Source organism: Nesterenkonia sp. AN1 (assembly GCF_000582475.1).
Lineage (GTDB): Bacteria > Actinomycetota > Actinomycetes > Actinomycetales > Micrococcaceae > Nesterenkonia > Nesterenkonia aurantiaca.
This window is the reverse complement of the sequence record NZ_JEMO01000016.1, coordinates 45,842-66,916: the sequence shown is the minus strand read 5'-3', so window position 1 is coordinate 66,916 and position 21,075 is coordinate 45,842. Positions and strand designations below refer to the sequence as shown.

The window sequence follows — 21,075 nt, the reverse complement described above, 5'->3', positions numbered from 1 at the left end:
GCGCAGCCTCAGGAGGTGGTGGGCAGGGCCGGGTTCAACGACACGGCCAGCGCTCCCAGGCCGAGGTGAGCGCCCAGGGCGGGGGGAAGGTCCACCACCGGCACCGGGGCCGCGGAGAGCGGGGCCAGCGTCTCTGCCAGCTCCAGCGCCTGGGCCGGGTTGCCGAATCCATGCACTCCCAAGCGCGGCGCGTCCATGCCGTGGGCGTGCTGCGCCACCCGGGCCTGAAGTCGTTCCAGGGCGCGCGGCATGGTGCGCGGACGCTCCATGGGCTGGATCTCGCCCTCGGTAAGCTGCAACAGCGGCTTGACCCAGAGCAGTCCCCCGATCAGTGTGGACATCGCGTTGATCCGTCCCCCGCGGCGCAGCTGGTCCAGGTTGGGCAGCACGAACATCGTCTCTGCGGCGTGGGCGCTGCGTGTCGCGGCCTCCGCGACCGCCGCCAGGGATCCGCCGAGCTGCGCGGTGATCGCCGCGTCGATCACGCTGTGCCCCAGACCCAGGCCGGCCTGGCGGGAATCGACCACGATGACCGGAAAGTCCAGCTCTCCCGCGGCCAGCCGGGCGGCCTCCACGGTGCCGGAGAGCTTCGCCGAGAGGTGGATGGACACCACCCCGGCGTAGCCCTGGGCCCGCAGCGACTCGTAGGACTCCAGCAACCGTCCCGGAGACGGCCGAGACGTGCGCACCGGGCTCCCCTGGGCCAGCGCCAGGGGCAGATCTCGGTCCAGCTCGTGACTGGTCTCCGGGTAGATCTGATCCCCGATCATCACCGGGATCGGCACCGAGATGACGTTGACCCCGACCGGGCCCAGCAGCACCTCCTGGGTTCCACGATCCACCGGAAGCGAGCAGGAGGAGTCGGTCACTACCGCGATGCGCCCCTTCTTGCGGCGCAGATTGGGTTTGCGCCCCGGCACCGCAGCCCGCCGCGCCAACAGGTCGGCCTCGAGGGCGCTGCGCCATCGGGCCAGGCTCTGCTGGCAGCGTTCTGCTGGCCGGGGGCTCATCAGCCCGTCACGACGTTGACCAGCTTGGGTGCACGCACGATCACCTTGCGCACTCCGCCACCCTCGGCGATGTACTTCTGGATCCGTGGCAGCGCCAACGCCTGGGCCTCGAGTTCGGCTTCGGTGATGTCTGCGGCGACCTCCAGCTTGTCTCGCAGCTTCCCCTTGACCTGGACCACCGCGGTGACGGTGTCCTGGACCAGCAGCGATTCATCCACTGCGGGCCAGGCGGAGTTCGCCACCGAGGGCTGGTGGCCGAGCAGGGCCCACATGTCCTCGGCGGTGTAGGGCGCGACCAGGGAGAGGATCTGCGCGGTGACCTCGGCGGCCTCGCGCACGGCAGGATCGGCCGCGCCGGCGCCGGAGTCGATCTCCTTGCGGGCCGCGTTGACCAGCTCCATGGTGCGAGCGATCACCACGTTGAACTTCTTGTCCTCCACCAGCTGCGCGGCGTCCTGGATGGTCCGGTGGGTGACCACGCGCAGCGCCTTGGCGCCATGGGCTGGGTCGACGCCGGCCTCGGAGCTGACATCCTGGGCGAAGCGCCAGGCACGGGCCAGGAACTTCGCGGAGCCCGAGGGCGAGACGTCGGCCCAGTCCACGTCGTCCTCCGGCGGGGAGGCGAAGACCATGGTCAGCCGGATCGCGTCGACGCCGTAGATGTCGAGCTGCTCGCCGAGGTTCACCCCGTTGCCCAGAGACTTGGACATGGCCTTGCCCCCGTTGAGCACCTGACCCTGGTTCAGCAGCGCCTTGAACGGCTCGGTGAAGTTCACCAGGCCCAGGTCGAAGAGCACCTTGGTGAAGAACCGGGAGTAGAGCAGGTGCAGGATGGCGTGCTCGACGCCGCCCACGTACTGATCCACCGGCAGCCACTTGTTGATCTCCTCGCTGGGGAAGATCTCGGCGTCGTTGTTCGGGTCGATATAGCGCAGGTAGTACCAGGAGGAGTCCACGAAGGTGTCCATGGTGTCGGTGTCCCGGGTGGCGGCGCCGCTGCAGGAGGGACACTCCACGTTGACCCAGTCGGTGGCACCGGCCAGCGGGGACTTTCCCTTCGGCGCCAGCTGCTCGCCGCGCATGCCGGTGGGCAGCTTCACCGGCAGCTGGTCCTCGGGCACCGGGACCTCGCCGCAGTCGGCACAGTGGATGATCGGGATCGGCGCGCCCCAGAAGCGCTGCCGGGAGAGCAGCCAGTCGCGCAGTCGGTAGTTGACCTTGCTTCGCCCACCGTATTCTCCGCGAGCACCTCGATGGCGCGCGCGATCGCGGCGTCCTTGTTCAGCCCGTCCCAGGCCGGGGAGTTGATCGCGGTGCCCTCACCGGCGGTGGCGATGCCGGTCTCGGCCGGGTCCTCTTCGCCGGTGTCGACCACCACGCGGACCTTCAGCCCCATGGTGCGGGCGAACTCCAGATCGCGCTGGTCATGGGCGGGCACGCCCATCACGGCGCCGGTGCCGTAGTCGGCGAGCACATAGTCCGAGGCCCACAGGGGCAGCTCTTCACCGGTGACCGGGTGGATCGCATGGCGGCCCAGGAAGACCCCGGTGCGTTCCCGCTCGGCGGACTGGCGCTCGATGTCGGAGACGCTGCCCAGCGCGGCCCGGTAGGCCTCAAGCTCGTCGCGCTGACCGTCGGTGACCAGTTCCATCGCCAGGTCGGCGTCGGCGGCGACCACCATGAAGGTGACCCCGTAGAGGGTGTCGGGGCGGGTGGTGAAGACCTCCACCGGGGGGTGCTCGGGCGCGCCCTGCGCGGCGGGGATCTGATAGCGCACGGAGGCGCCGGTGGAGCGGCCGATCCAGTTGCGCTGCATCGAGAGCACCCGGTCGGGCCAGTGGCCCTTGAGCTCGTCCATGTCCTCCAGGAGCCGGTCGGCGTAATCGGTGATCTTGAAGTACCACTGGTTCAGCGACTTCTTGATCACCGCAGTCCCGCAGCGTTCACAGGCACCCTCGACGACCTGCTCATTGGCCAGCACGGTCTGGTCCTTCGGGCACCAGTTGACCGGGGAATCCTTCTTATACGCCAGGCCCTTGTTGTAGAACTGCAGGAACAGCCACTGGGTCCACCGGTAGTAGGACTCGTCGGAGGTGTGCAGCCGGCGGGTCCAGTCGGTGCTGATCCCGTAACGCTTGAAGGACGCCGCCTGGGTCTCGATGTTGGCGTAGGTCCAGTCCGCAGGGTGGGCGTCGTTCTTGATCGCCGCGTTCTCGGCCGGCAGCCCGAAGGAGTCCCAGCCGATCGGGTGCAGCACGTTGTAGCCGCGCAGCCGGGCGTACCGGGCGGGGATGTCCCCGATGGCGAAGGCCTCGGCGTGACCCATGTGCAGATCGCCGGAGGGGTACGGGAACATGTCCAGCACGTACTTCTTCTCCCGGGTGTCCGCCGGGTCCACCACGAAGGTGCCCTGTTCCTCCCAGAGGGGCAGCCAGCGGGCCTCCATCTCCTGGAAGGAGTACTGCTTCTTCTCGCCACCCTGGGCGTCAGCCGAAGGGCTGCTGGGCTGCGTCGCAGTGGTATCGGCTGCAGCGGTTTCGCTCGCGTGGCTCACCTGGGGGGCACCTCGTCGTCGTCGGGTCGTATCTTGGACCCCGCCAGTCTAATTGAGTTCCCCGGTAGGCTGGGCCAGTGAGCCAGACGTGGACCGAGCACCCAGTTCGGGCAGGAATCAGACGAGACGTCCCGGTGGACTTCACCGCTCGAAGGGTCGTGAGCAGTCCCGGACGGGAGACCGTCGACGACGGCGGCGCATGGCTGGGCACGACGGCTGCGGTCTGGCACTACCCCGCCGAGGCGTCGGAGCCCGGTCCCTCTGCCGCGTCGCAGGCTCCGGCGCGCCGGCTGCTGCTGATCCACGGCTTCCGCGGGGACCATCACGGGATGGCGCTGATCGTGGACGCGCTGCCGGAGTTCGAGGTCTTCGTCCCGGACCTTCCCGGCTTCGGGGCGACCCCGCCGCTGCAGCGCGCCACCAGCGACGCAGCCGACTCTCTCCCCGGAAAGCACGGTCCCGCGGAGCAGGGTCCAAGCAAGCAGGGTCCAGGCAAGCAGGGCCCCGCTAAGCACACCCTGGACGCCTATGCGGGCTTCGTGGAGGCACTGGCGGAGGCCCTGGAGCTGGGGGCTGGGGATGTCCTGGTGGGTCACTCCTTCGGTTCGATCATCGTCGCGGCCCACGCCGCGCAGACCAACCCAGCGGCCCACGCCGCGCAGACCAACCCCGCGGCGCCGCCGCAGGAACCTCGGCGCTGGGCGGGGCTGGGGCTGTTGGCCCCGATCAGCAATGACATCTTCACCGGCAGACTGCTCCCCGGCGCGGCCGCCGTGGATCTGTACTACCGAGCAAGCCAGTGGCTGCCCGAGCGGTTGGCGCTGGCGCTGCTGCGGTCTCCGCTGGCGCAGGCGGTCACCAACGCCTCCATGATCGTCACCCGCGAGCCGGATCAGGTCGCGTATATCCGGGATCAGCACCGGCAGCATTTCAGCGGCTACGCGGACCCGCACACGCTGCTGCAGGCCTATTGGGCCTCCAGCCGGCACACCGTGACCGAGTTCGCCGACCGGCTGGAGCTGCCGGTGCTGCTGGCGCCGGGGGCGAAAGATCAGTTGAGCACCCCGGCCGGGCAGCGGCGTCTGCGCGCAATGATCCCACGGGCGCACACCGAGGTGCTGTGTGAGACCGGTCATCTGCTGCACTACGAGAAGCCGGCGCAGGCGGCCCGGGCGCTGCGCCGCTTCATCTCCACCTTGGACTGAGCACCCTCGCGCCGCCCCTGATCCGCAGGATCAGAACTGCAGGATCAGAACTGCGTCATCAGAACTGCAGGCTTGCGATGTCGTCCATGGCGATCCGCAGACCGCGGCTGCCGCGTGCGGCTCCCGGGGGCGCCGCGCTGTGGGTGCGTCGGATCCGACGGATCTCGGTGACCACTGCGGCGGCCTCGGCGTACCCGAAGAACAGCAGGTAGCGGTGCCGCCCATCATCCAGCGCCGCAGGCCCGATCCACGCCCTGCCCTCGGGCAGCTGCACCTGGGCGAGGAAGGCCTCAGCCTCGGCCGGGTCTCCGGTGAGGCTAAGCATCCGCTGTGCCGGCGGCAGTCCCAGCTCCAATCGGCTGTACAGCTCCCTGCGGGCATAGGCCACCGGATCCCAGCGCACCAGAGCGGCGGTGAGCTCCTCGGCGTCGGCGGTGATCACCACGGTGCCGCCGTGAGTCTTGTGCGGGCGCACCAGCGAGGCCGCGCGGAACCAGCGGGAGAGCACCTGGCGGGGCACGTCCAGGCCCTCACGGCTGAGCTGGGTGTCCCCGTCGAGCAGCAGCGCGGCGGCGTAGCCGGTCTGCGCCACGGGCTCCACTCCGGGCGTGCTGACCACCAGGGCTGGCTCCTGTCCGACCTCGGCGATCGGATGATCCGAGGTCGAGGAGATCACCGGGGTGTTCGGGAAGGCGCGGCCGAGCTCCTGGGCGGTGCGATCAGCCCCACGAGTGCCAGCCCGGAAGGTGGTGGAGCCGCACTCGGTACAGCGGTGGTTGCGGTGGTGCAGCCCGCACCAGCGGCACTTCAGCGTCCGGGACTGCCCGTGATGAGCTGGCAGGCTCAGGGGTCCGTGGCACTGCGGGCACTGCTGGCGGCTGCGGCAGCGTTCACAGAGCACCGCCGGGATGAACCCGCTGCGTGCGACCTGGATCAGCACCGGTCCCTGCGTCAGCCCGTCCCGGGCCGCCTTATACGCGGCCGCGGGGAGCCTGGCCGCTCGGAAGGCCGGTTCGCGCTCCTGTTCATAGGAGTCGGCGGTGGCGATCATCCGCGGCGCCGCGGTCCGGCGGTCCTCCCGCTCGGGCGCCGCCTCGGCGAGCCAGCCGCGCTCGACCAGCCGCTGCACCTCCAGGCTGCGCGAGGTGGAGAGCATCACCAGCTCAGCGCCGGTCTGCACCGTTCGCAGCAGCGCCACCTCACGCACATGGTGATACGGCGCGCGTGGCGCAGCGTGGGTCTGCTCGCCGTCCTCAAAGACCATGAGCAGCCGCAGCCGGGCCACCGGGGCGAACACCGCCGAACGGGTGCCCACAGCGACTCGGGCCTGTCCGTAGCGCAGATCCAGGAACGAACGGTACCGCGCGGAGGAACCCATCTCGGCGGTCAGCTGCACCGCGACCCCGCTGCCCAGCGTCCCGGTGAGCACCTCCATCAGGGCTTCGACGTCGCGCTGGTCCGGCACCACCACCACGGCGTCACCCTCCCCCGCCAGACACTCGTGCACCCGATCCAGCACCTGGGTCGTCCACGACTGCTCCCCATAGGACTTCAGCGCCAGCGCGGCGCTGCGTGGACGGGGGTTCTCGGGGTCGAGATCGGCAGCGGGGGCGCGCAGGCCGGCGTAGTCCTTCTCCACCCGGGCCGCCCGAGGTGGGATGGCGGCGCGCAGCACATCTGCGGTGACCCCGGCGCCGCGTTCGGCGACCTGCTGGGCGAGCTCCAGGATGTCCTGGGAGAGCACCGGCAGGGCGGTGACGAGCTTGGTGATCAGGGAGAGCCGTGAGGCGGTGGAGGGCTCCTGCTTGCGGCGCAGCACATATCCAGTCATCTCCCGACCGGAGAACCGCAGCTTCACCCGGCAGCCGGGAACGATCTTCTCGGCGAGGTCGATGGGCACCACGTAGTCGAACGGGCGATCCAGGTGGGGCACTGCAGACTCCAGCAGCACCTCCGCCACGGGGAGCTCTTCGGTGGCCCCGGCGGGCAGCTGCGCGGCAGGCGCAGGCGCGAGCGAGTCCAGCAGGGCTGGCTGGTTCGACTGCTGCCCCGCCTGTAATGTCGGCTCCTGCGCCACGCTGATCCACCCCCTCGCCGTGATTTCCGCTGCCCTGCGATCGTATCTCCCACCAGGGACACGGGCAGATGCGTAGAGTTGAGCCAATGAGCGAAAAAGCCCTCGGTCCCGCCTGGGGCTCCTTCATCCGCAATGCGCTGCTCGTGGCAGTGCTCGCCGGCATGATCTATGCGGCCTTCAATCTGCGGCTGCCGCCTCTGGACGAGCTGCAGCAGCGCATCGAGGACTTCGGCTGGGCCGCGTGGATCGTGTTCATCGCCGTCTACGCGGCGGTGGCCATGACCCCGATCCCGGTCACCATCATGGCGGTCAGCGGCGGGCTGGTCTTCGGCACCCTGCTGGGCAGTCTGCTCTCGGTGGTCGGGGTGCTCATCGGCTGTTTCGCGGCGTACCACCTGGCACGCTTCCTGGGCACCCAGGCGGTGCGGAAGCTGCTGGGGTCCCATGCGGAGAAGGTCGAGGCGCATCTGGAGGGGGCCGGCTTCGAGGCGGTCTGCGCCCTGCGCCTGACCCCGGGGGTCCCCTATTGGCCGGTGAACTACGGCAGCGGCGCCTTCGGAGTGACCCAGCGTGACTTCGTCGTGGCGAGTGCGGTCGCCACCGTGCCCGGACAGGTCGCGCTGGTGGCGCTGGGGGCCTTCATCGCGGATCAGACCATCGTCAACGGCGTGGTCATCGGTGTGGCCTGGTCGGTGGTGGTGGCCATGACCATCTGGGCCTACCGGAGCTGGCGCGGCACCTCGAGTCACCGCCTCCCCGGGGCCTCCGCCTGAGCGCAGGCACGCCGTCCGCCGGGCATCCGACGCCCGCCCGCAGTGGCCACCGGCGCCGCGCCAGGCGCAGGTCCGCACAGCAGCCCTGCAGCGCCTGCTGACCGAACGCTGCCCCGACTCAGCCGGTTCAGGCGTTGAAGAAGGACTTCAGTGCATCCACCCGGTCCAGCCGCTCCCAGGGGAAGTTCTCTCCGTCGCGGCCGAAGTGCCCGTTCTTGGAGGTCTCGCGGTAGATCGGGCGCAGCAGGTCCAGGTCCTCGATGATGCCCAGTGGGCGCAGGTCGAAGATCGCGTCGATGGCGGCCGAGATCCGTGCCGGATCGACCTTCTCGGTGCCGAAGGTCTCCACGTAGATGCCCACCGGGTGCGCACGACCGATCGCGTAGGCGATCTGGATCTCGGCGCGGTCGGCGAGTCCGGCGGCGACGACGTTCTTGGCCACCCAGCGCATCGCGTAGGCCGCTGAGCGGTCGACCTTCGAGGGGTCCTTGCCGGAGAAGGCGCCGCCGCCGTGCCGGGAGAAGCCGCCGTAGGTGTCGACGATGATCTTGCGTCCGGTCAGCCCGGCGTCGCCCACGGGTCCGCCGACCACGAACGGGCCCGAGGGGTTGATGATCTCGGAGAGCGTGGCCAGGTCCAGAGAGGTGTGTTCCAGCACCGGTGCGATCACCTGGGCGCTGATCTCGCTCTGGAGCTGCTCCTGGGAGATCTCGGCCGTGTGCTGGGTGGAGACCACCACGGTGTCGAGGCTGACCGGACGGTCGCCGTCGTAGCCGATGGTGACCTGGGTCTTGCCGTCGGGGCGCAGATAGGCCAGCTGACCGTCCTGGCGGACCTTGGTCAGCTGCGCAGAGAGCTGGTGGGCCAGCGAGATGGCGCTGGGCATATAGGACGGGGTCTCATTGGTGGCGTAGCCGAACATGATGCCCTGGTCACCCGCGCCCTGGGCGTCCCGGCGGTCCTCTGCTCCCCCGCGGGCCTCCATGGAGTTGAAGACTCCGGCGAATATCTCTGGGGACTGCTGACCGATGGAGATCGAGACGCCGCAGCGGGCGCCGTCGAATCCGTTGGCCGAGGAGTCATAGCCGATGTCCAGCAGCGTGTTGCGCACGATCTGCGGGATCTCGACGTAGCCCGAGGTGGTCACCTCACCGGCCACGTGCACCAGCCCGGTGGTGGTCAGCGTCTCCACGGCCACTCGCGAGTTCTTGTCCTCGGCGAGCAGCGCGTCGAGGATGGCGTCGGAGATCTGGTCACAGATCTTGTCCGGGTGGCCGATGGTCACGGATTCTGAGCTGAAGAGGCGCAGCGAGGACCCAGCCGCGGAGGTGTTGGAATTCGTCACTGGGTCATCCTACGGCAGGCCGATCCCGACCTGAGGAGCTAGCTTCACACGACGTAAGCGGCGGCCGCGGCGATGATCGCCTGGGCGGCTTCGTGCTTGGTACCGCGCCGGGTCGTCACGGCTGAGTCGGCGGCGCTGAGAGTGGGTGCGCTGCCATCCGGTGCGCTTCGAGTCGGTGCGGTGAGCGTGGGCGAGGTGAGGATGTGGATCTCGGTCTCGTCGCGGCCGAAGACCAGCGCCTCCCCCACCTGATTGAGCACCAGCAGGTCGCAGCCCTTGCGCAGCAGCTTGGCCTGGGCCAGCTCCAGCGGGTCCGCCTCGGCGCTTCCGGTCTCGGCGGCGAAGCCGACGATGACGCGCGGCCCGGTCCCTTCGGCGCGGCGGTGCTGCACCGTCTCGGCGAGGATGTCGGGGTTGCGCTCCAGGGTGATCACCGGGTTCTCGCCGTCCTCGGTCTTCTTGATCTTCTGCGCGGCGTAGGCGGTGGGCCGGAAGTCGGCGACGGCGGCGGCCATGATCAGCAGGTCCGCCTGCGGTGCGACCCGCTGGACCGCGGCCTGCAGCTGGGCGGCGGTCTCGATGCGTTCCACGGTGATGTTCGCGATGTGCTCCGGGGCCTGGACGTCCATGATCCCGGCGATCAGATGCACCTGCGCGCCCGCGGCGGCGGCGGTCTCGGCCAGCGCGATGCCCTGTTTGCCGGAGGAACGGTTGCCGAGGTAGCGCACCGGGTCCAGGGGTTCGCGAGTGCCCCCGGCGGTCACCACCACGGTCCGGCCCGAGAGCGGCGGCTGAACCTCGGGGTCAGGCGCATGGAAGGTTCCGGCGCGCGGTGCGGAGGCATATCCGAAGTCCTCAGGGTTGCTGAGGATCTCGGTGACCCGAGCGAAGATCTGCTCGGGCTCCGGCAGCCGTCCTGGGCCGGTGTCCTTGCCGGTGAGCCGGCCGACGGCGGGTTCCATGACCTCCACGCCACGGGATCGCAGCACCTCGACGTTGTCCGCGGTGGCGGCGCTGTTCCACATCTCGGTGTGCATCGCGGGGACCAGCAGCGTGGGGGCCTCGGAGGCCAGCAGCGTGGTGGTCAGCAGGTCATCGGCCATACCGGCCCGCGCCCGGGCCAGAAGATCGGCGGTGGCGGGGGCGACGACGATCAGATCGGCCTCCTGGCCCAGCCGGACGTGGCGGACCTCGTCGACTCCGGAGAACACCGAGGTGGTCACGGGGCGGCCGCTGATCGCCTCCCAGGTGGCGCGTCCGACGAACTTCTCCGAGGCGGGAGTGGGGATGACATCGACCTGGTGACCGGCTTCTCGCATGAGTCGCAGGAGGTGGACCGCCTTATAGGCGGCGATGCCGGCACTGACTCCAAGAACGATGCGCATCCGCCCAGATTACCCCGCAGTCCCAGGTGGGGGTGACTGCGGGGTCCTGCTGCTCACCCGGCGGAGCGGGTGCGCAGCGGCTGTTGATCAGGAGGCGGGGTTGACCGCGGGGTGGTTGACCAGCAGGTCCTCGTTGATCTCGCGCAGGGCGATGGACATCGACTTCTCGTTGAGCTTGGTGTCCACCAGCGGTCCGACGTACTCGAAGAGGCCCTCGTGCAGCTGAGCGTAGTACGCGTTGATCTGGCGGGCGCGCTTGGAGGCGAAGAGCACCAGCGAGTACTTCGAGGCGCTCTTCTCCAGGAGGGAGTCGATCGACGGGTAGATGATGCCTTCGGTCTGCTCAGTCACGTGGGGAGTCGTCCTTCAGATTGGGGTGATGCATGGGTGAAGCCCATGCGGGCTACAAGTTCAGCTGCGGCACGGTCGAGCTCGTCGTTGATGATCGAGACGTCGAATTCCTGCTCTGCGGCGAGTTCTATCTTAGCCGTTTCCAGCCTGCGCCGCTGTTCCTCCTCAGATTCGGTGCCGCGACCGACCAGGCGGGAGACCAGGTCCTCCCATGAGGGAGGCGCCAGGAACACGAACTGCGCCTCTGGCATCGTGGCCCTGACCTGGCGGGCTCCCTGCAGATCGATCTCCAGCAGGACCAGCTTCCCGGCCGTCAGGGCGGCATCCACGGTGGAGCGCAGCGTGCCGTAGCGGTGCTTGCCGTGCACGGTGGCCCACTCCAGGAACTCCCCCGCTTCGACGAGTTCGTCGAAGCGAGCGGGATCGATGAAGTGATAATCGACACCGTCCTCCTCGGTCGGGCGCGGTGCTCGGGTCGTGGCCGAGACCGAGAAGTGCACCTCCGGGTAGTGGGTGCGGATGAATCGGCTCAGCGTGGACTTCCCGACGGAGGTCGGTCCGGCGAGCACTGTGACGGCGGGACTGCCGGGGACTGCTGACAATGCACTGGCTCCTTGGGCTGGGGTGGTCATCCCAATTCTGCCAGATACTCCTTCAAGGCTCGTCGCTGCTTGACCCCGAGCCCGCCGAGACGCCGGTTCACCGAGATGCCCAGGTCCTCCAGCGCCTTGGTGGCGGTGACGCGGCCGACCCCGGGGAGAGACTCCAGCAGTTCGAGCGTCTTGAGCCGGGCCACCGCCTCGGAGCTTGAGGCGCGTTGCAGCACCTCATCGAAGCCGATGCCTCCGTTGCCGAACTCCTTCTTCAGCTGGGCCCGCTCCACGCGGGCGGCCAGTGCTTTGCGACGGGCGGTGTCCCGCTCTTCCTTGGTCAGTTCTCGCAGTGCCACGATTCTCCCCCAACTTCCGTGGTGCACCCGCTAGGAACGGTTTTCTGCCGGCGGCACCAGGTGATGATGAGCAGAATCTAACGGCTGGAGGGTGGAACATCAAGAGAGTGCGGCCTGGCGAGTCCTCAGCCCAGATCCGTCTTCGCCAGCTCGATGGCCCTGGTCAGCGAATCTGGGTCCGGTCCCTGACTCAGGATCCCGCGCGAGGAGTTCACCAGGACCTGCTCGGCGTAGGACTCGCCGAAGCCTGCGCGCAGCTCCTCGGCCCCGGCTCCCTGGGCCCCGTAGCCCGGCGCCAGCAGCGGCATCCGGCCGGCTGCGAGGTCGATTCCGTGTTGGGCGGCGAGCCCCGCCGTCGTGGCACCGACGACCAGCCCGATGCTGCCCAGCGCAGCGCCCGCGCGCGGATCTTCAGCCCCTGCGGAACCTGCTGCGGTGTGGGACTGGCCCAGCGCGATGGAGGCGGCCGCCGCCTCGGCGGCGATCTGGCCGGCCACGGTGACGCCCTGAGCGTTCTGAGCGAGCTGGACCTGCTGACCCTCAGGGTTAGAGGTCAGGGCCAGTACGAAGAGTCCTGCCCGGTGGCGGGCGGCGGCGTCGAGCGCGGGCTGCAGCGATCCAAAGCCCAGGTAGGGGCTCACGGTGAGCGCGTCGGCGCCGAAGTCCCCCTCAGGGTTCAGCCACGCCTCGGCGTAGCCGGCCATGGTGGACCCGATGTCTCCGCGCTTGGCGTCGGCGATCACCAGCAGCCCGGCGGCACGGGCCTGGTGCTGGACCTGGCTGAGCACCTGCATGCCGGCGACCCCGTAGCGCTCGAAGAACGCCACCTGAGGCTTGAGCACCCCGACCCGGCCGATGCAGGCCTGGAGCACCCGGTCGCAGAACACCTCCAGCCCGGCGGCGTCCTGGGTGAGCCCCCAGTCGGTGAGCAGCTGCGGGTGCGGATCCAGGCCGACGCAGAGCCTGCCGTGGGTGCGCATCGCCGCGGCCAGGCGTGCGCCGAAGGAGACTCCGGCGGCCCGGCCCGGGAGAGGCGAGGTCATGCCCCGGCCTGGCCCACCGGCTCAGCCTGCTTCGACGCGTCGGCCTGCTCACGCAGATCCGCCTGCCTGCGCTGTTCCGCCTGCTGGCGCGCCTCGGCCTGCTTCAGCCGCTCGGCGTGCTCCTGCAGCGAGGCGACCGACCAGCTGAACTGGCCCAGCGCCTCGATGGCCTGCACCGCCGCACCGAACTCGGCCACGGTGGTGATCACCGGGGTGCCCACCGAGGTCGCGGCGGCGCGGATCTCGTAGCCGTCGCTGCGAGCGTCACCGCCCGAGGGGGTGTTGATGATCAGCGCGATCTCGCCGCTCTCCACCCGTTCCAGGATGGTGCCGCCCGGGGTCTCGGCGTCGGCGATCTTCGCCACCGTGGTGGTCTCGACCCCGTTGCGGCGCAGCACATCGGCGGTGCCGCCGGTGGAGACGATGGAGAAGCCCAGGTCGGCCAGCCGCTTGACCGGCATGATGATCGCGCGCTTATCCCGGTTGGCTACCGAGACGAAGACCTTGCCCGAGGTGGGCAGCGGGTTGTTCGCCGCCTGCTGGGCCTTGGCGAAGGCGGTGTCGAAGTGCTTGTCGATGCCCATCACCTCGCCGGTGGAGCGCATCTCCGGGCCGAGCAACGAATCGACCACGCGACCCTCGGGGGTGCGGAAACGGGCGAAGGGCAGCACCGCCTCCTTCACCGAGACCGGGGCGCCCGGGGGCAGCTCGGAGCCGTCCCCGGTGGCCGGAAGCAGCCCGGAGAGCGGGTCTCCGGAACCAGCTCGGAGCGCCGCGATGCTGACCCCGGTGCCGATGTGCGCGGCGGCCTTGGCCATCTGGACCCCGGTGGCCTTGGAGACGAACGGCACGGTGCGCGAGGCCCGCGGGTTGGCCTCGATGACGTAGAGGATGTCTGAGGCCAGGGCGAACTGAATGTTGATCAGGCCCTTCACCCCCACACCCTCCGCGATGACCCGGGTGGCGACCCGGACCCGTTCCAGCACGTCGGGGCCCAGCGTGATCGGGGGCAGCACACAGGCGGAGTCGCCGGAGTGGATCCCGGCCTCCTCGATGTGTTCCATGATGCCGCCCACATAGAGCTGCTCGCCGTCGTAGAGGGCGTCGACGTCGACCTCGATGGCGTCTTCGAGGAACCGGTCCACCAGCACCGGGTGCTCCGGGGTGACCTCGGTGGCGTTGGCGATGTAGCGCTCCAGGCCGGGCTCGTCGTAGACGATCTCCATGCCGCGTCCGCCGAGCACGTAGCTGGGCCGGACCAGGACCGGGTAGCCGATGCGGTCGGCGACCTTCTTGGCGTCCTCGAAGCTCACCGCGGTGCCGTTCTTCGGCGCGATGAGTCCGCCGCGCTGGAGCACCTGGTCGAACGCGCCGCGGTCCTCGGCGAGGTCGATGGCCTCCGGGGAGGTGCCCAGGATGGTGACCCCGGCGTCTGCGAGCTGCTGGGCGAGCTTCAGCGGGGTCTGCCCGCCGAGCTGGACGAAGACCCCGGCCACTCCCCCGGTGCGCTCCTCGGCCGCGATGACCTCCAGCACGTCCTCCAGGGTCAGCGGCTCGAAGTAGAGCCGGGTGGAGACGTCATAGTCGGTGGAGACGGTCTCGGGGTTGCAGTTGACCATCACGGTCTCGTAACCGGCCTCGCGCAGCGCCATGGTGGCGTGGACGCAGGAGTAGTCGAACTCGATGCCCTGCCCGATCCGGTTGGGCCCGGAGCCCAGGATGATCACCGAGGGCTGATCGTGGTGCAGGATCTCATCCTCGAGGTCATAGGAGGAGTAGTGGTACGGGGTGAAGGCCTCGAACTCGGCGGCGCAGGTGTCCACGGTCTTATAGACCGGGCGGATCCCCAGCGCGTGCCGGACCCCGCGGACCACCGCGGCGTCCATGTGCCGCAGCGCGCCGATCTGCTCATCCGAGAAGCCGTGCCGCTTGGCCAGGCGCAGCGCCTCGACGTCGAGCTCGGGGGCCGAGGCCACGGCCATCGCGGTCTCGTTGATCAGCTGCAGCTGATCCAGGTACCAGGGGTCGATCCCGGTGATCTCATAGACGGTCTCGATCGAGGCGCCGGAGAGCAGCGCCCGCTGCACCTGGTGCAGCCGCTCGGTGGTCGCCGTCGCCATCTTCTCCAGCAGCTGCTCGAGCTCCTCCGGCTCGGCCACGGTGAAGTCGAACTCGCTGCCGCGCTGCTCCAGGGAGCGCAGGGCCTTCTGCATGGCCTCGGTGAAGTTGCGCCCGAACGCCATCGCCTCGCCCACCGATTTCATGGTGGTGGTCAGCGTGGGGTCCGCGGCGGGGAACTTCTCGAAGGCGAAGCGCGGGACCTTCACCACCACGTAGTCCAGCACCGGCTCGAAGCTGGCCGGGGTCTTCTGCGTGATGTCGTTGGGGATCTCGTCCAGGGTGTAGCCCAGGGCGAGCTTGGTGGCGATCTTGGCGATCGCGAACCCGGTGGCCTTCGAGGCCAGCGCCGAGGAGCGCGAGACCCGCGGGTTCATCTCGATGACGACGACGCGGCCGGTCCCGGGCTCGATGGCGAACTGGATGTTGCAGCCGCCGGTGGCGACCCCGACCTCACGGATCACGTTGATCGAGATGTCGCGCAGCCGCTGGTACTCGCGGTCGGTGAGCGTCATGGCCGGAGCCACGGTGATCGAGTCGCCGGTGTGCACGCCCACCGGGTCGAAGTTCTCGATGGAGCAGACCACCACCACGTTGTCCTTGGAGTCGCGCATCATCTCCAGCTCGTACTCCTTCCAGCCGAGGATGGACTCCTCCAGGAGCACCTCGGTGGTCGGTGAGTACTGCAGCCCGGCGCCGGCGATCCGGTGCAGGTCCCGCTCGTCGTAGGCCATGCCGGAGCCGAGTCCGCCCATGGTGAAGGAGGGGCGCACCACCATCGGGTAGCCCAGCTCCTGGGCGGCGGCCAGCGCCTCCTCCATGGAGTGCACGATCAGCGACTTCGCGGATTCCGCGCCGGAGCGCTCCACCACGCCCTTGAACTTCTGCCGGTCCTCACCGAGCTCGATGGCGGCGATGTTCGCGCCGATCAGCTCGACGCCGAACTTCTCCAGCACACCGTCCTTGTCCAGTGCGATCGCGGTGTTCAGCGCGGTCTGCCCGCCGAGCGTGGGCAGCAGCGCGTCCGGGCGCTCCTTCTCGATGATCTTCGCGACCACCTCGGGGCTGATCGGCTCCACGTAGGTCGCGTCGGCGAACTCGGGGTCGGTCATGATGGTGGCCGGGTTGGAGTTGACCAGGATGACCCGCAGGCCCTCCTCCTTGAGCACTCGCAGGGCCTGGGTGCCGGAGTAGTCGAACTCGGCGGCCTGTCCGATCACGATCGGCCCGGAGCCGATGACCATGACGGACTTGAGGTCTTGACGCTTAGGCATTGAGTGGGTTCCCTCCACGGGTCTCAGTGTCGGTAGTGGTCTCAGTGGTGCCGGAGGTGCTCGCGGGGCCGGTCGCACCGTCGGCGGCGCTGACGGTGTCGGCCCCGGTCTTGGTGCGCGCATCGGTCATCAGCTCGACGAATCGGTCGAAGAGGTAGGCCGAATCATGCGGTCCGGCCGCGGCCTCGGGATGGTACTGGACGCTGAAGGCGGGGATGTCCAGGCAGCGCAGGCCCTCCACGACGCCGTCGTTGAGGCTGGAGTGGCTCACCTCGACCCGGCCGAAGCGGTCCTGCGGGGCGGTGAGGACCTCGCCCACCGGGGCGTCCACGGCGAATCCGTGGTTCTGCGAGGTGATCTCCACCTTGCCGGTGGCGTGATCCATCACCGGCTGGTTGATCCCGCGGTGACCGAAGGGCAGCTTATAGGTGCCGAAGCCCAGCGCGCGGCCCAGGATCTGGTTGCCGAAGCAGATCCCGAAGAACGGGGTCCTGGCATCGAGCACCTCGCGCAGCAGCCCGATCTGGTTCGCCGCGGTGGCCGGGTCCCCGGGACCGTTGGAGAGGAAGACCCCGTCCGGGTTCAGCGCCTCGATCTCGGCGAAGCTGCTCGTGGCCGGGAGCACATGCACGCGCAGTCCGCGTTCGGCCATCCGCACCGGGGTCATGGTCTTGATGCCGAGGTCGATGGCGGCCACGGTGGCGACGATCTCCGCGCCCCAGCCGTGGTCGCCCGGCTCGACGGTGTAGGCGGTGTCGGTGGAGACCTCTTCGGCCAGCCGCGCCCCAGCCATGGAGGGCTGGGCCTTGACCTCGGCGATCAGCTCGGCGATGGGCCGGGCTGCCTGGTCCCCGGAGAAGATCCCGGCCTTCATCGATCCGGCGCTGCGCAGGTGCCGGGTGATCGCCCGGGTGTCGACATCCTTGATGCCGATGATCTCCTGGGCGCTGAGCTCCTCGTGCAGGGTCCGCCGGGAGCGCCAGTTCGAGGGCCGACGGGCGGCGTCGCGCACCACATAACCGGCGACCCAGATCCTGCGGGACTCGGCGTCTTCGTCGTTGATGCCGGTGTTGCCGATGTGCGGGGCGGTCTGCACCACGATCTGGCGGGCGTAGGACGGGTCGGTGAGGGTCTCCTGGTAGCCGGTCATCCCGGTGGCGAAGACCGCCTCGCCCAGGCGGGCGCCCTGGGCGCCGTAGGCGGCGCCGCGGTGCACGGTGCCGTCCTCGAGGACCAGCAGCGCGGGGGCGGCGGCCTGGAGGGGAGCCTGCGTGGCGACGGGTGACTGGGCCGGGGCCGGGGCCGCGGCCGGGGCCGATGACTGGGCCGGGGTGGCGGAGGGATGTGCTGTCATGAAGGTTCTGACTCCTCGTCGGAGGGACGGATGACGGATGTGAGCTCGTCGAGGAGCTCTTGATGGGCTTCTGCGTGTCGGGCGCGGAAGGCGGTCTCCACCGGTTCCTCGCCGAGTCGCCAGCCGATGATGATGGCGCCGTCGCGTTCGACGAACTTGCCGACCACTCCCCGGTCGGTGCGCACATGCTCGAGCGCGGCCGCGGAGATCAGGTAGTTCGGGGCTCCTGAGCGGAACACGGCGACGCCTTGGCTGTGGACCTCGAGGCGTCCGTTGGTGCGCACGCCGAGTCCGTGGACGGCGATCCGGTCCAGGTAGTCCCCGGCCTTCACGGTGCCGATGACCATGCCCTCGGCGGCTGCGCGCGGCTGTGCCTCGATGAGTGTGGCGGGGACCTCATCGGGCACCGGCAGTCCGCCCTGGCGGCGTTTGCGTCCGCGCCAGCCGAGCCAGAGCAGGCCCAGCAGCACCGCGATGATGCCCAGGGCCATCCACAGGTAGTTCAGGTAGGTGCCGGTCATGTCCGCGGCGGTGGTGCCCAGGGTCGCGGGAAGTCCCAGCGTGGCAAACGTGAGCGTCATGGCCTCACCTGTGACGATCCGGCGGCGCCCGCGGAGGCCTCGCTCAGCGGGGTGTTGAGCTCGCCGTCGAGCACCACCGGGTGCCCGTGCAGGAAGGTCGCGCGCACCGCGCCGGGCAGCTCCATGCCGCGGAAGGGCGAGTTTCGGCCCTTGCTGGCGTGGCCCTCGGGGTCCACGGTCTGCGTGGCCTCGGCGTCGACCAGGATCAGGTTGGCGGGCTCCCCCGGCTGAAGCGGCCGGCCCTGATGGGCGTGGCGATAGATCCGCGCCGGGGTGATCGAGGTGACCTCCGCGAAGCGTCGCCAGTCCATGAGTCCGGTGTTGATCATGGTCTTGATGACCACCGGCAGCGCGGTCTCCAGCCCGGTCATGCCCATGGCCGCGGCGGACCATTCGCATTCCTTGGCCTGGGTGGGGTGCGGGGCGTGGTCGGTGCCGATGACGTCGATGGTGCCGTCGGCCAGTCCGGCCCGCAGCGCCTCGACGTCGGCGCCGGTGCGCAGCGGCGGGTTGACCTTGTACACCGGGTCATAGCCGCGGACCAGCTCGTCGGTGAGCAGCAGATGGTGCGGGGTCACCTCGGCGGTGACGTCGATGCCGCGCTCCTTGGCCCAGCGGATGATCTCCACCGATCCGGCGGTGGAGACGTGGCAGATGTGCAGCCTCGAGCCCACATGCTGGGCCAGCAGGACGTCGCGGGCGATGATCGACTCCTCGGCCACGGCGGGCCAGCCGGGCAGTCCCAGGACCGCGGAGACGTCGCCCTCGTTCATCTGGGCGCCCTCGGTGAGCAGCGGCTCCTGGGCGTGCTGGGCGATGAATCCGTCCACGGTCTTCACGTACTCCAGGGCTCGGCGCATCAGCACCGGGTTGTGCACGCACATGCCGTCGTCAGAGAACATCCGAACCTGCGCGGAGGACTCGGCCATGGCGCCGAGCTCGGCGAGTCGCTCACCGGCGAGACCCACGGTGACCGCGCCGACCGGGTAGACCTCGGTCCAGCCGGAGGCCCGGCCCAGCCGGTGCACCTGTTCCACGACGCCGGCGGAGTCGGCCACCGGGGAGGAGTTCGCCATCGCGTGGACCGCGGTGAATCCGCCCCTGGCGGCGGCGCGGCTGCCGGTCTCCACGGTCTCGGCATCCTCCCGGCCTGGTTCGCGCAGGTGGGTGTGCAGATCCACCATGCCCGGGAGCATGATCAGTCCTTCCGCCTCAACGGTGGTCACCTGCTCCGCCTTCAGCTGCTCGGCCTGGGCTCGGGCCGCTTCTCCGAGGGCGGCGATCCGTCCGTCTTTGATCAGCAGGTCGAGCGGCGCCTCCCCATAGGGCCGGGCGCCCAGGATCAGGGTGGCGGCGGTGGGGGTGTCACTCATGCGGTGTTCCTCTCTGAGCTGCTCAGCAGCAGGTGCAGCACGGCCATGCGGACGGAGACTCCGTGGGAGACCTGATCCAGGACCTGGTTCATCGGGGAGTCGGCGGCGGCGGCGGAGATCTCGACTCCGCGGTTCATCGGGCCCGGGTGCAGGATCATCGGTCGCTGCCCGGCGGCGCCGCGGTGGGCCGCCAGCCGAGCCAGCCGCTCGTCGGTCAGGCCCCAGCGGCGGGTGTATTCGGCGGCGGTCGGGAAGTAGGCGCCGCCCATCCGCTCGGCCTGGACCCGGAGCATCATGATCGCATCGGGGCCGGCCTCCGGGCCGGAGCCCAGCGCCTCGTCGAGGCTGTAGTAGACGCTCACCGGCCATTTCTCCACACCCACCGGCAGCAGCGTGGCCGGGGCGACCAGGCCGACCTGGGCGCCAGGGTGCGCAGCAGCCAGATGTTGGAACGCGCCACCCGGGAGTGCAGGATGTCTCCGACGATCAGCACCCGCATCCCGGTCAGGTCGGTGCCGCGTGGGTCTTCCCCGTGCGCGGCGGACCAGCCGCGGCGCAGGGTCAGCGCGTCGAGCAGCGCCTGGGTGGGGTGTTCATGGGTGCCGTCGCCGGCGTTGATCACCGCGCAGTCGGTCCAGCCCGAGCCGGCGAGCTGCGCGGCGGCCCCGGAGGCCCAGTGCCGCATCACGATCGCGTCGGCGCCGATGGCCTCCAGGGTCTGCACGGTGTCCTTCAGCGACTCGCCCTTCGAGACCGAGGAGCCCTTGGCGGAGAAGTTCATCACATCGGCCGAGAGCCGCTTGGCGGCGGCCTCGAAGGAGATCCGGGTGCGGGTGGAGTCCTCGAAGAAGAGGTTCACCACGGTGCGCCCGCGCAGTGTGGGCAGCTTCTTGACCTCGCGGGTGGAGACGGCGGCCATCTCCTCGGCGGTGTCGAGGATGCTCAGCGCCTGGGTGTGGCTGAGATCCGCGGTGGAGAGCAGGTGCCGCATCAGCGCTCACCCGCCTGGGACTTCATGCCGCCGCCGCGCTGGATGACCACGGCCTCCTGGCTGCGGGCCACGCCGTCGACCTCGTCGAGGAGCACCGAGACGCGCTCGTCCCGGGAGGTGGGCAGGTTCTTGCCGACGTGGTCGGAGCGGATCGGCAGCTCGCGGTGGCCGCGGTCCACCAGCACGGCGAGCCGGACCACGGCGGGACGGCCCAGCGCCTGCAGGGCGTCCAGGGCCGCGCGCACGGTGCGCCCGGAATAGAGCACGTCATCGACCAGGACCACGGTGGCGCCGTCGATGCCGGCGCCGGGGATCCTTGTGGGTTCCGGGGTGCGGGCGCCATGGGCGCGCAGGTCATCGCGGTAGAGCGTGATGTCCAGGGAGCCGATGGCCTGGCTGGGATCGAAGCCGGGGTCGATCCGGGCGAGCCGCTCGCCCAGCCGGCGGGCCAGGATGGTTCCGCGGCGCGGGATGCCCAGCAGCAGCAGACCTTCGACCCCGCGGTGGGATTCGACGATCTCGTGGGCAATGCGGGTGAGCGCCCGGTCCATGTCGGAGGCGGACATCACATGAGAGGTCTCGGGTGATCGGGTCACCGTATGACTCCTTCCTCGCCTCACTGGACGATGTTTAAAGGAAGTCTGGATCTTCAGTTCTCGGCGGCTGCCGCCGCATCGCGGCGCAGCTGCTGT

General features: G+C 69.6%; 15 protein-coding genes and 2 pseudogenes. 2 read left to right on the top strand and 15 right to left on the bottom strand.

Going from position 1 to position 21,075, the window contains the following annotated elements; all coding sequences use genetic code 11:
• Window positions 1-8 precede the first annotated feature (8 nt).
• Both BG28_RS09255 and leuS read right to left on the bottom strand, forming a co-directional pair.
• Window positions 9-1,010 (bottom strand): DegV family protein, encoded by a 1,002-nt coding sequence (locus BG28_RS09255; RefSeq protein WP_036476035.1) that lies wholly within the window; start codon window positions 1,008-1,010, stop codon window positions 9-11.
• Window positions 1,010-3,456, bottom strand: a pseudogene (gene leuS / locus BG28_RS09250) (leucine--tRNA ligase). The gene BG28_RS09255 and the pseudogene leuS overlap by 1 nt, the downstream one beginning before the upstream one ends.
• Window positions 3,457-3,722: 266 nt before the next feature.
• Here leuS and BG28_RS09245 point away from each other — a divergent pair.
• Window positions 3,723-4,769: an alpha/beta fold hydrolase gene (locus BG28_RS09245; RefSeq protein ID WP_161634822.1), complete on the top strand. Its 1,047-nt coding sequence runs from the start codon at window positions 3,723-3,725 to the stop codon at window positions 4,767-4,769.
• Between the two features lie 58 nt (window positions 4,770-4,827).
• Here BG28_RS09245 and BG28_RS09240 read toward each other — a convergent pair whose 3' ends face one another.
• Entirely contained in the window at window positions 4,828-6,846 is a 2,019-nt protein-coding gene (locus BG28_RS09240; protein ID WP_051501250.1) for a hypothetical protein, read from the bottom strand.
• Window positions 6,847-6,932: 86 nt separating this feature from the next.
• Here BG28_RS09240 and BG28_RS09235 point away from each other — a divergent pair, with 86 nt between their 5' ends.
• Complete coding sequence (locus tag BG28_RS09235; protein WP_051501249.1) at window positions 6,933-7,619, top strand: TVP38/TMEM64 family protein; 687 nt, start codon at window positions 6,933-6,935, stop codon at window positions 7,617-7,619.
• A gap of 127 nt (window positions 7,620-7,746) precedes the next feature.
• Here BG28_RS09235 and metK read toward each other — a convergent pair whose 3' ends face one another.
• From metK to pyrR, 12 genes and pseudogenes are all read right to left on the bottom strand, one after another.
• Complete coding sequence (metK, locus tag BG28_RS09230) at window positions 7,747-8,964, bottom strand: methionine adenosyltransferase (RefSeq protein WP_036476033.1); 1,218 nt, start codon at window positions 8,962-8,964, stop codon at window positions 7,747-7,749.
• Between the two features lie 44 nt (window positions 8,965-9,008).
• Window positions 9,009-10,349 carry a phosphopantothenate--cysteine ligase family flavoprotein gene (locus tag BG28_RS09225; protein WP_051501248.1) on the bottom strand — a complete coding sequence of 447 codons (1,341 nt, stop codon included), beginning with the start codon at window positions 10,347-10,349 and terminating at the stop codon, window positions 9,009-9,011.
• Window positions 10,350-10,436: 87 nt separating this feature from the next.
• Window positions 10,437-10,700, bottom strand: coding sequence for a DNA-directed RNA polymerase subunit omega (gene rpoZ / locus BG28_RS09220; protein ID WP_036476028.1), 264 nt, complete (start codon window positions 10,698-10,700; stop codon window positions 10,437-10,439).
• Entirely contained in the window at window positions 10,697-11,332 is a 636-nt protein-coding gene (gmk, locus tag BG28_RS09215) for a guanylate kinase (RefSeq protein WP_051501247.1), read from the bottom strand. Before gmk ends, rpoZ begins: the two co-directional genes overlap by 4 nt.
• Window positions 11,329-11,649, bottom strand: a complete 321-nt coding sequence (mihF, locus tag BG28_RS09210) for an integration host factor, actinobacterial type (protein ID WP_036476025.1) — start codon at window positions 11,647-11,649, stop codon at window positions 11,329-11,331. Before mihF ends, gmk begins: the two co-directional genes overlap by 4 nt.
• Before the next feature lie 125 nt (window positions 11,650-11,774).
• The gene (gene pyrF, locus BG28_RS09205) at window positions 11,775-12,692 is read right to left on the bottom strand and encodes an orotidine-5'-phosphate decarboxylase (protein ID WP_036476024.1); all 918 of its coding nucleotides are present in this window, start codon (window positions 12,690-12,692) and stop codon (window positions 11,775-11,777) included.
• Window positions 12,689-16,084, bottom strand: coding sequence for a carbamoyl-phosphate synthase large subunit (gene carB / locus BG28_RS09200; RefSeq protein WP_036476021.1), 3,396 nt, complete (start codon window positions 16,082-16,084; stop codon window positions 12,689-12,691). Before carB ends, pyrF begins: the two co-directional genes overlap by 4 nt.
• Window positions 16,077-17,438 (bottom strand): glutamine-hydrolyzing carbamoyl-phosphate synthase small subunit, encoded by a 1,362-nt coding sequence (carA, locus tag BG28_RS09195; RefSeq protein WP_084479606.1) that lies wholly within the window; start codon window positions 17,436-17,438, stop codon window positions 16,077-16,079. Before carA ends, carB begins: the two co-directional genes overlap by 8 nt.
• The gene (locus tag BG28_RS09190; protein WP_051501246.1) at window positions 17,435-18,019 is read right to left on the bottom strand and encodes a hypothetical protein; all 585 of its coding nucleotides are present in this window, start codon (window positions 18,017-18,019) and stop codon (window positions 17,435-17,437) included. The genes carA and BG28_RS09190 overlap by 4 nt, the downstream gene beginning before the upstream one ends.
• Window positions 18,016-19,392 (bottom strand): dihydroorotase, encoded by a 1,377-nt coding sequence (locus BG28_RS09185; RefSeq protein ID WP_084479605.1) that lies wholly within the window; start codon window positions 19,390-19,392, stop codon window positions 18,016-18,018. The genes BG28_RS09190 and BG28_RS09185 overlap by 4 nt, the downstream gene beginning before the upstream one ends.
• Window positions 19,389-20,383, bottom strand: a pseudogene (locus BG28_RS09180) (aspartate carbamoyltransferase catalytic subunit). Before BG28_RS09180 ends, BG28_RS09185 begins: the two are co-directional and overlap by 4 nt.
• Window positions 20,383-20,979, bottom strand: coding sequence for a bifunctional pyr operon transcriptional regulator/uracil phosphoribosyltransferase PyrR (pyrR, locus tag BG28_RS09175; protein WP_036476016.1), 597 nt, complete (start codon window positions 20,977-20,979; stop codon window positions 20,383-20,385). The pseudogene BG28_RS09180 and the gene pyrR overlap by 1 nt, the downstream one beginning before the upstream one ends.
• Window positions 20,980-21,075: the final 96 nt, after the last annotated feature.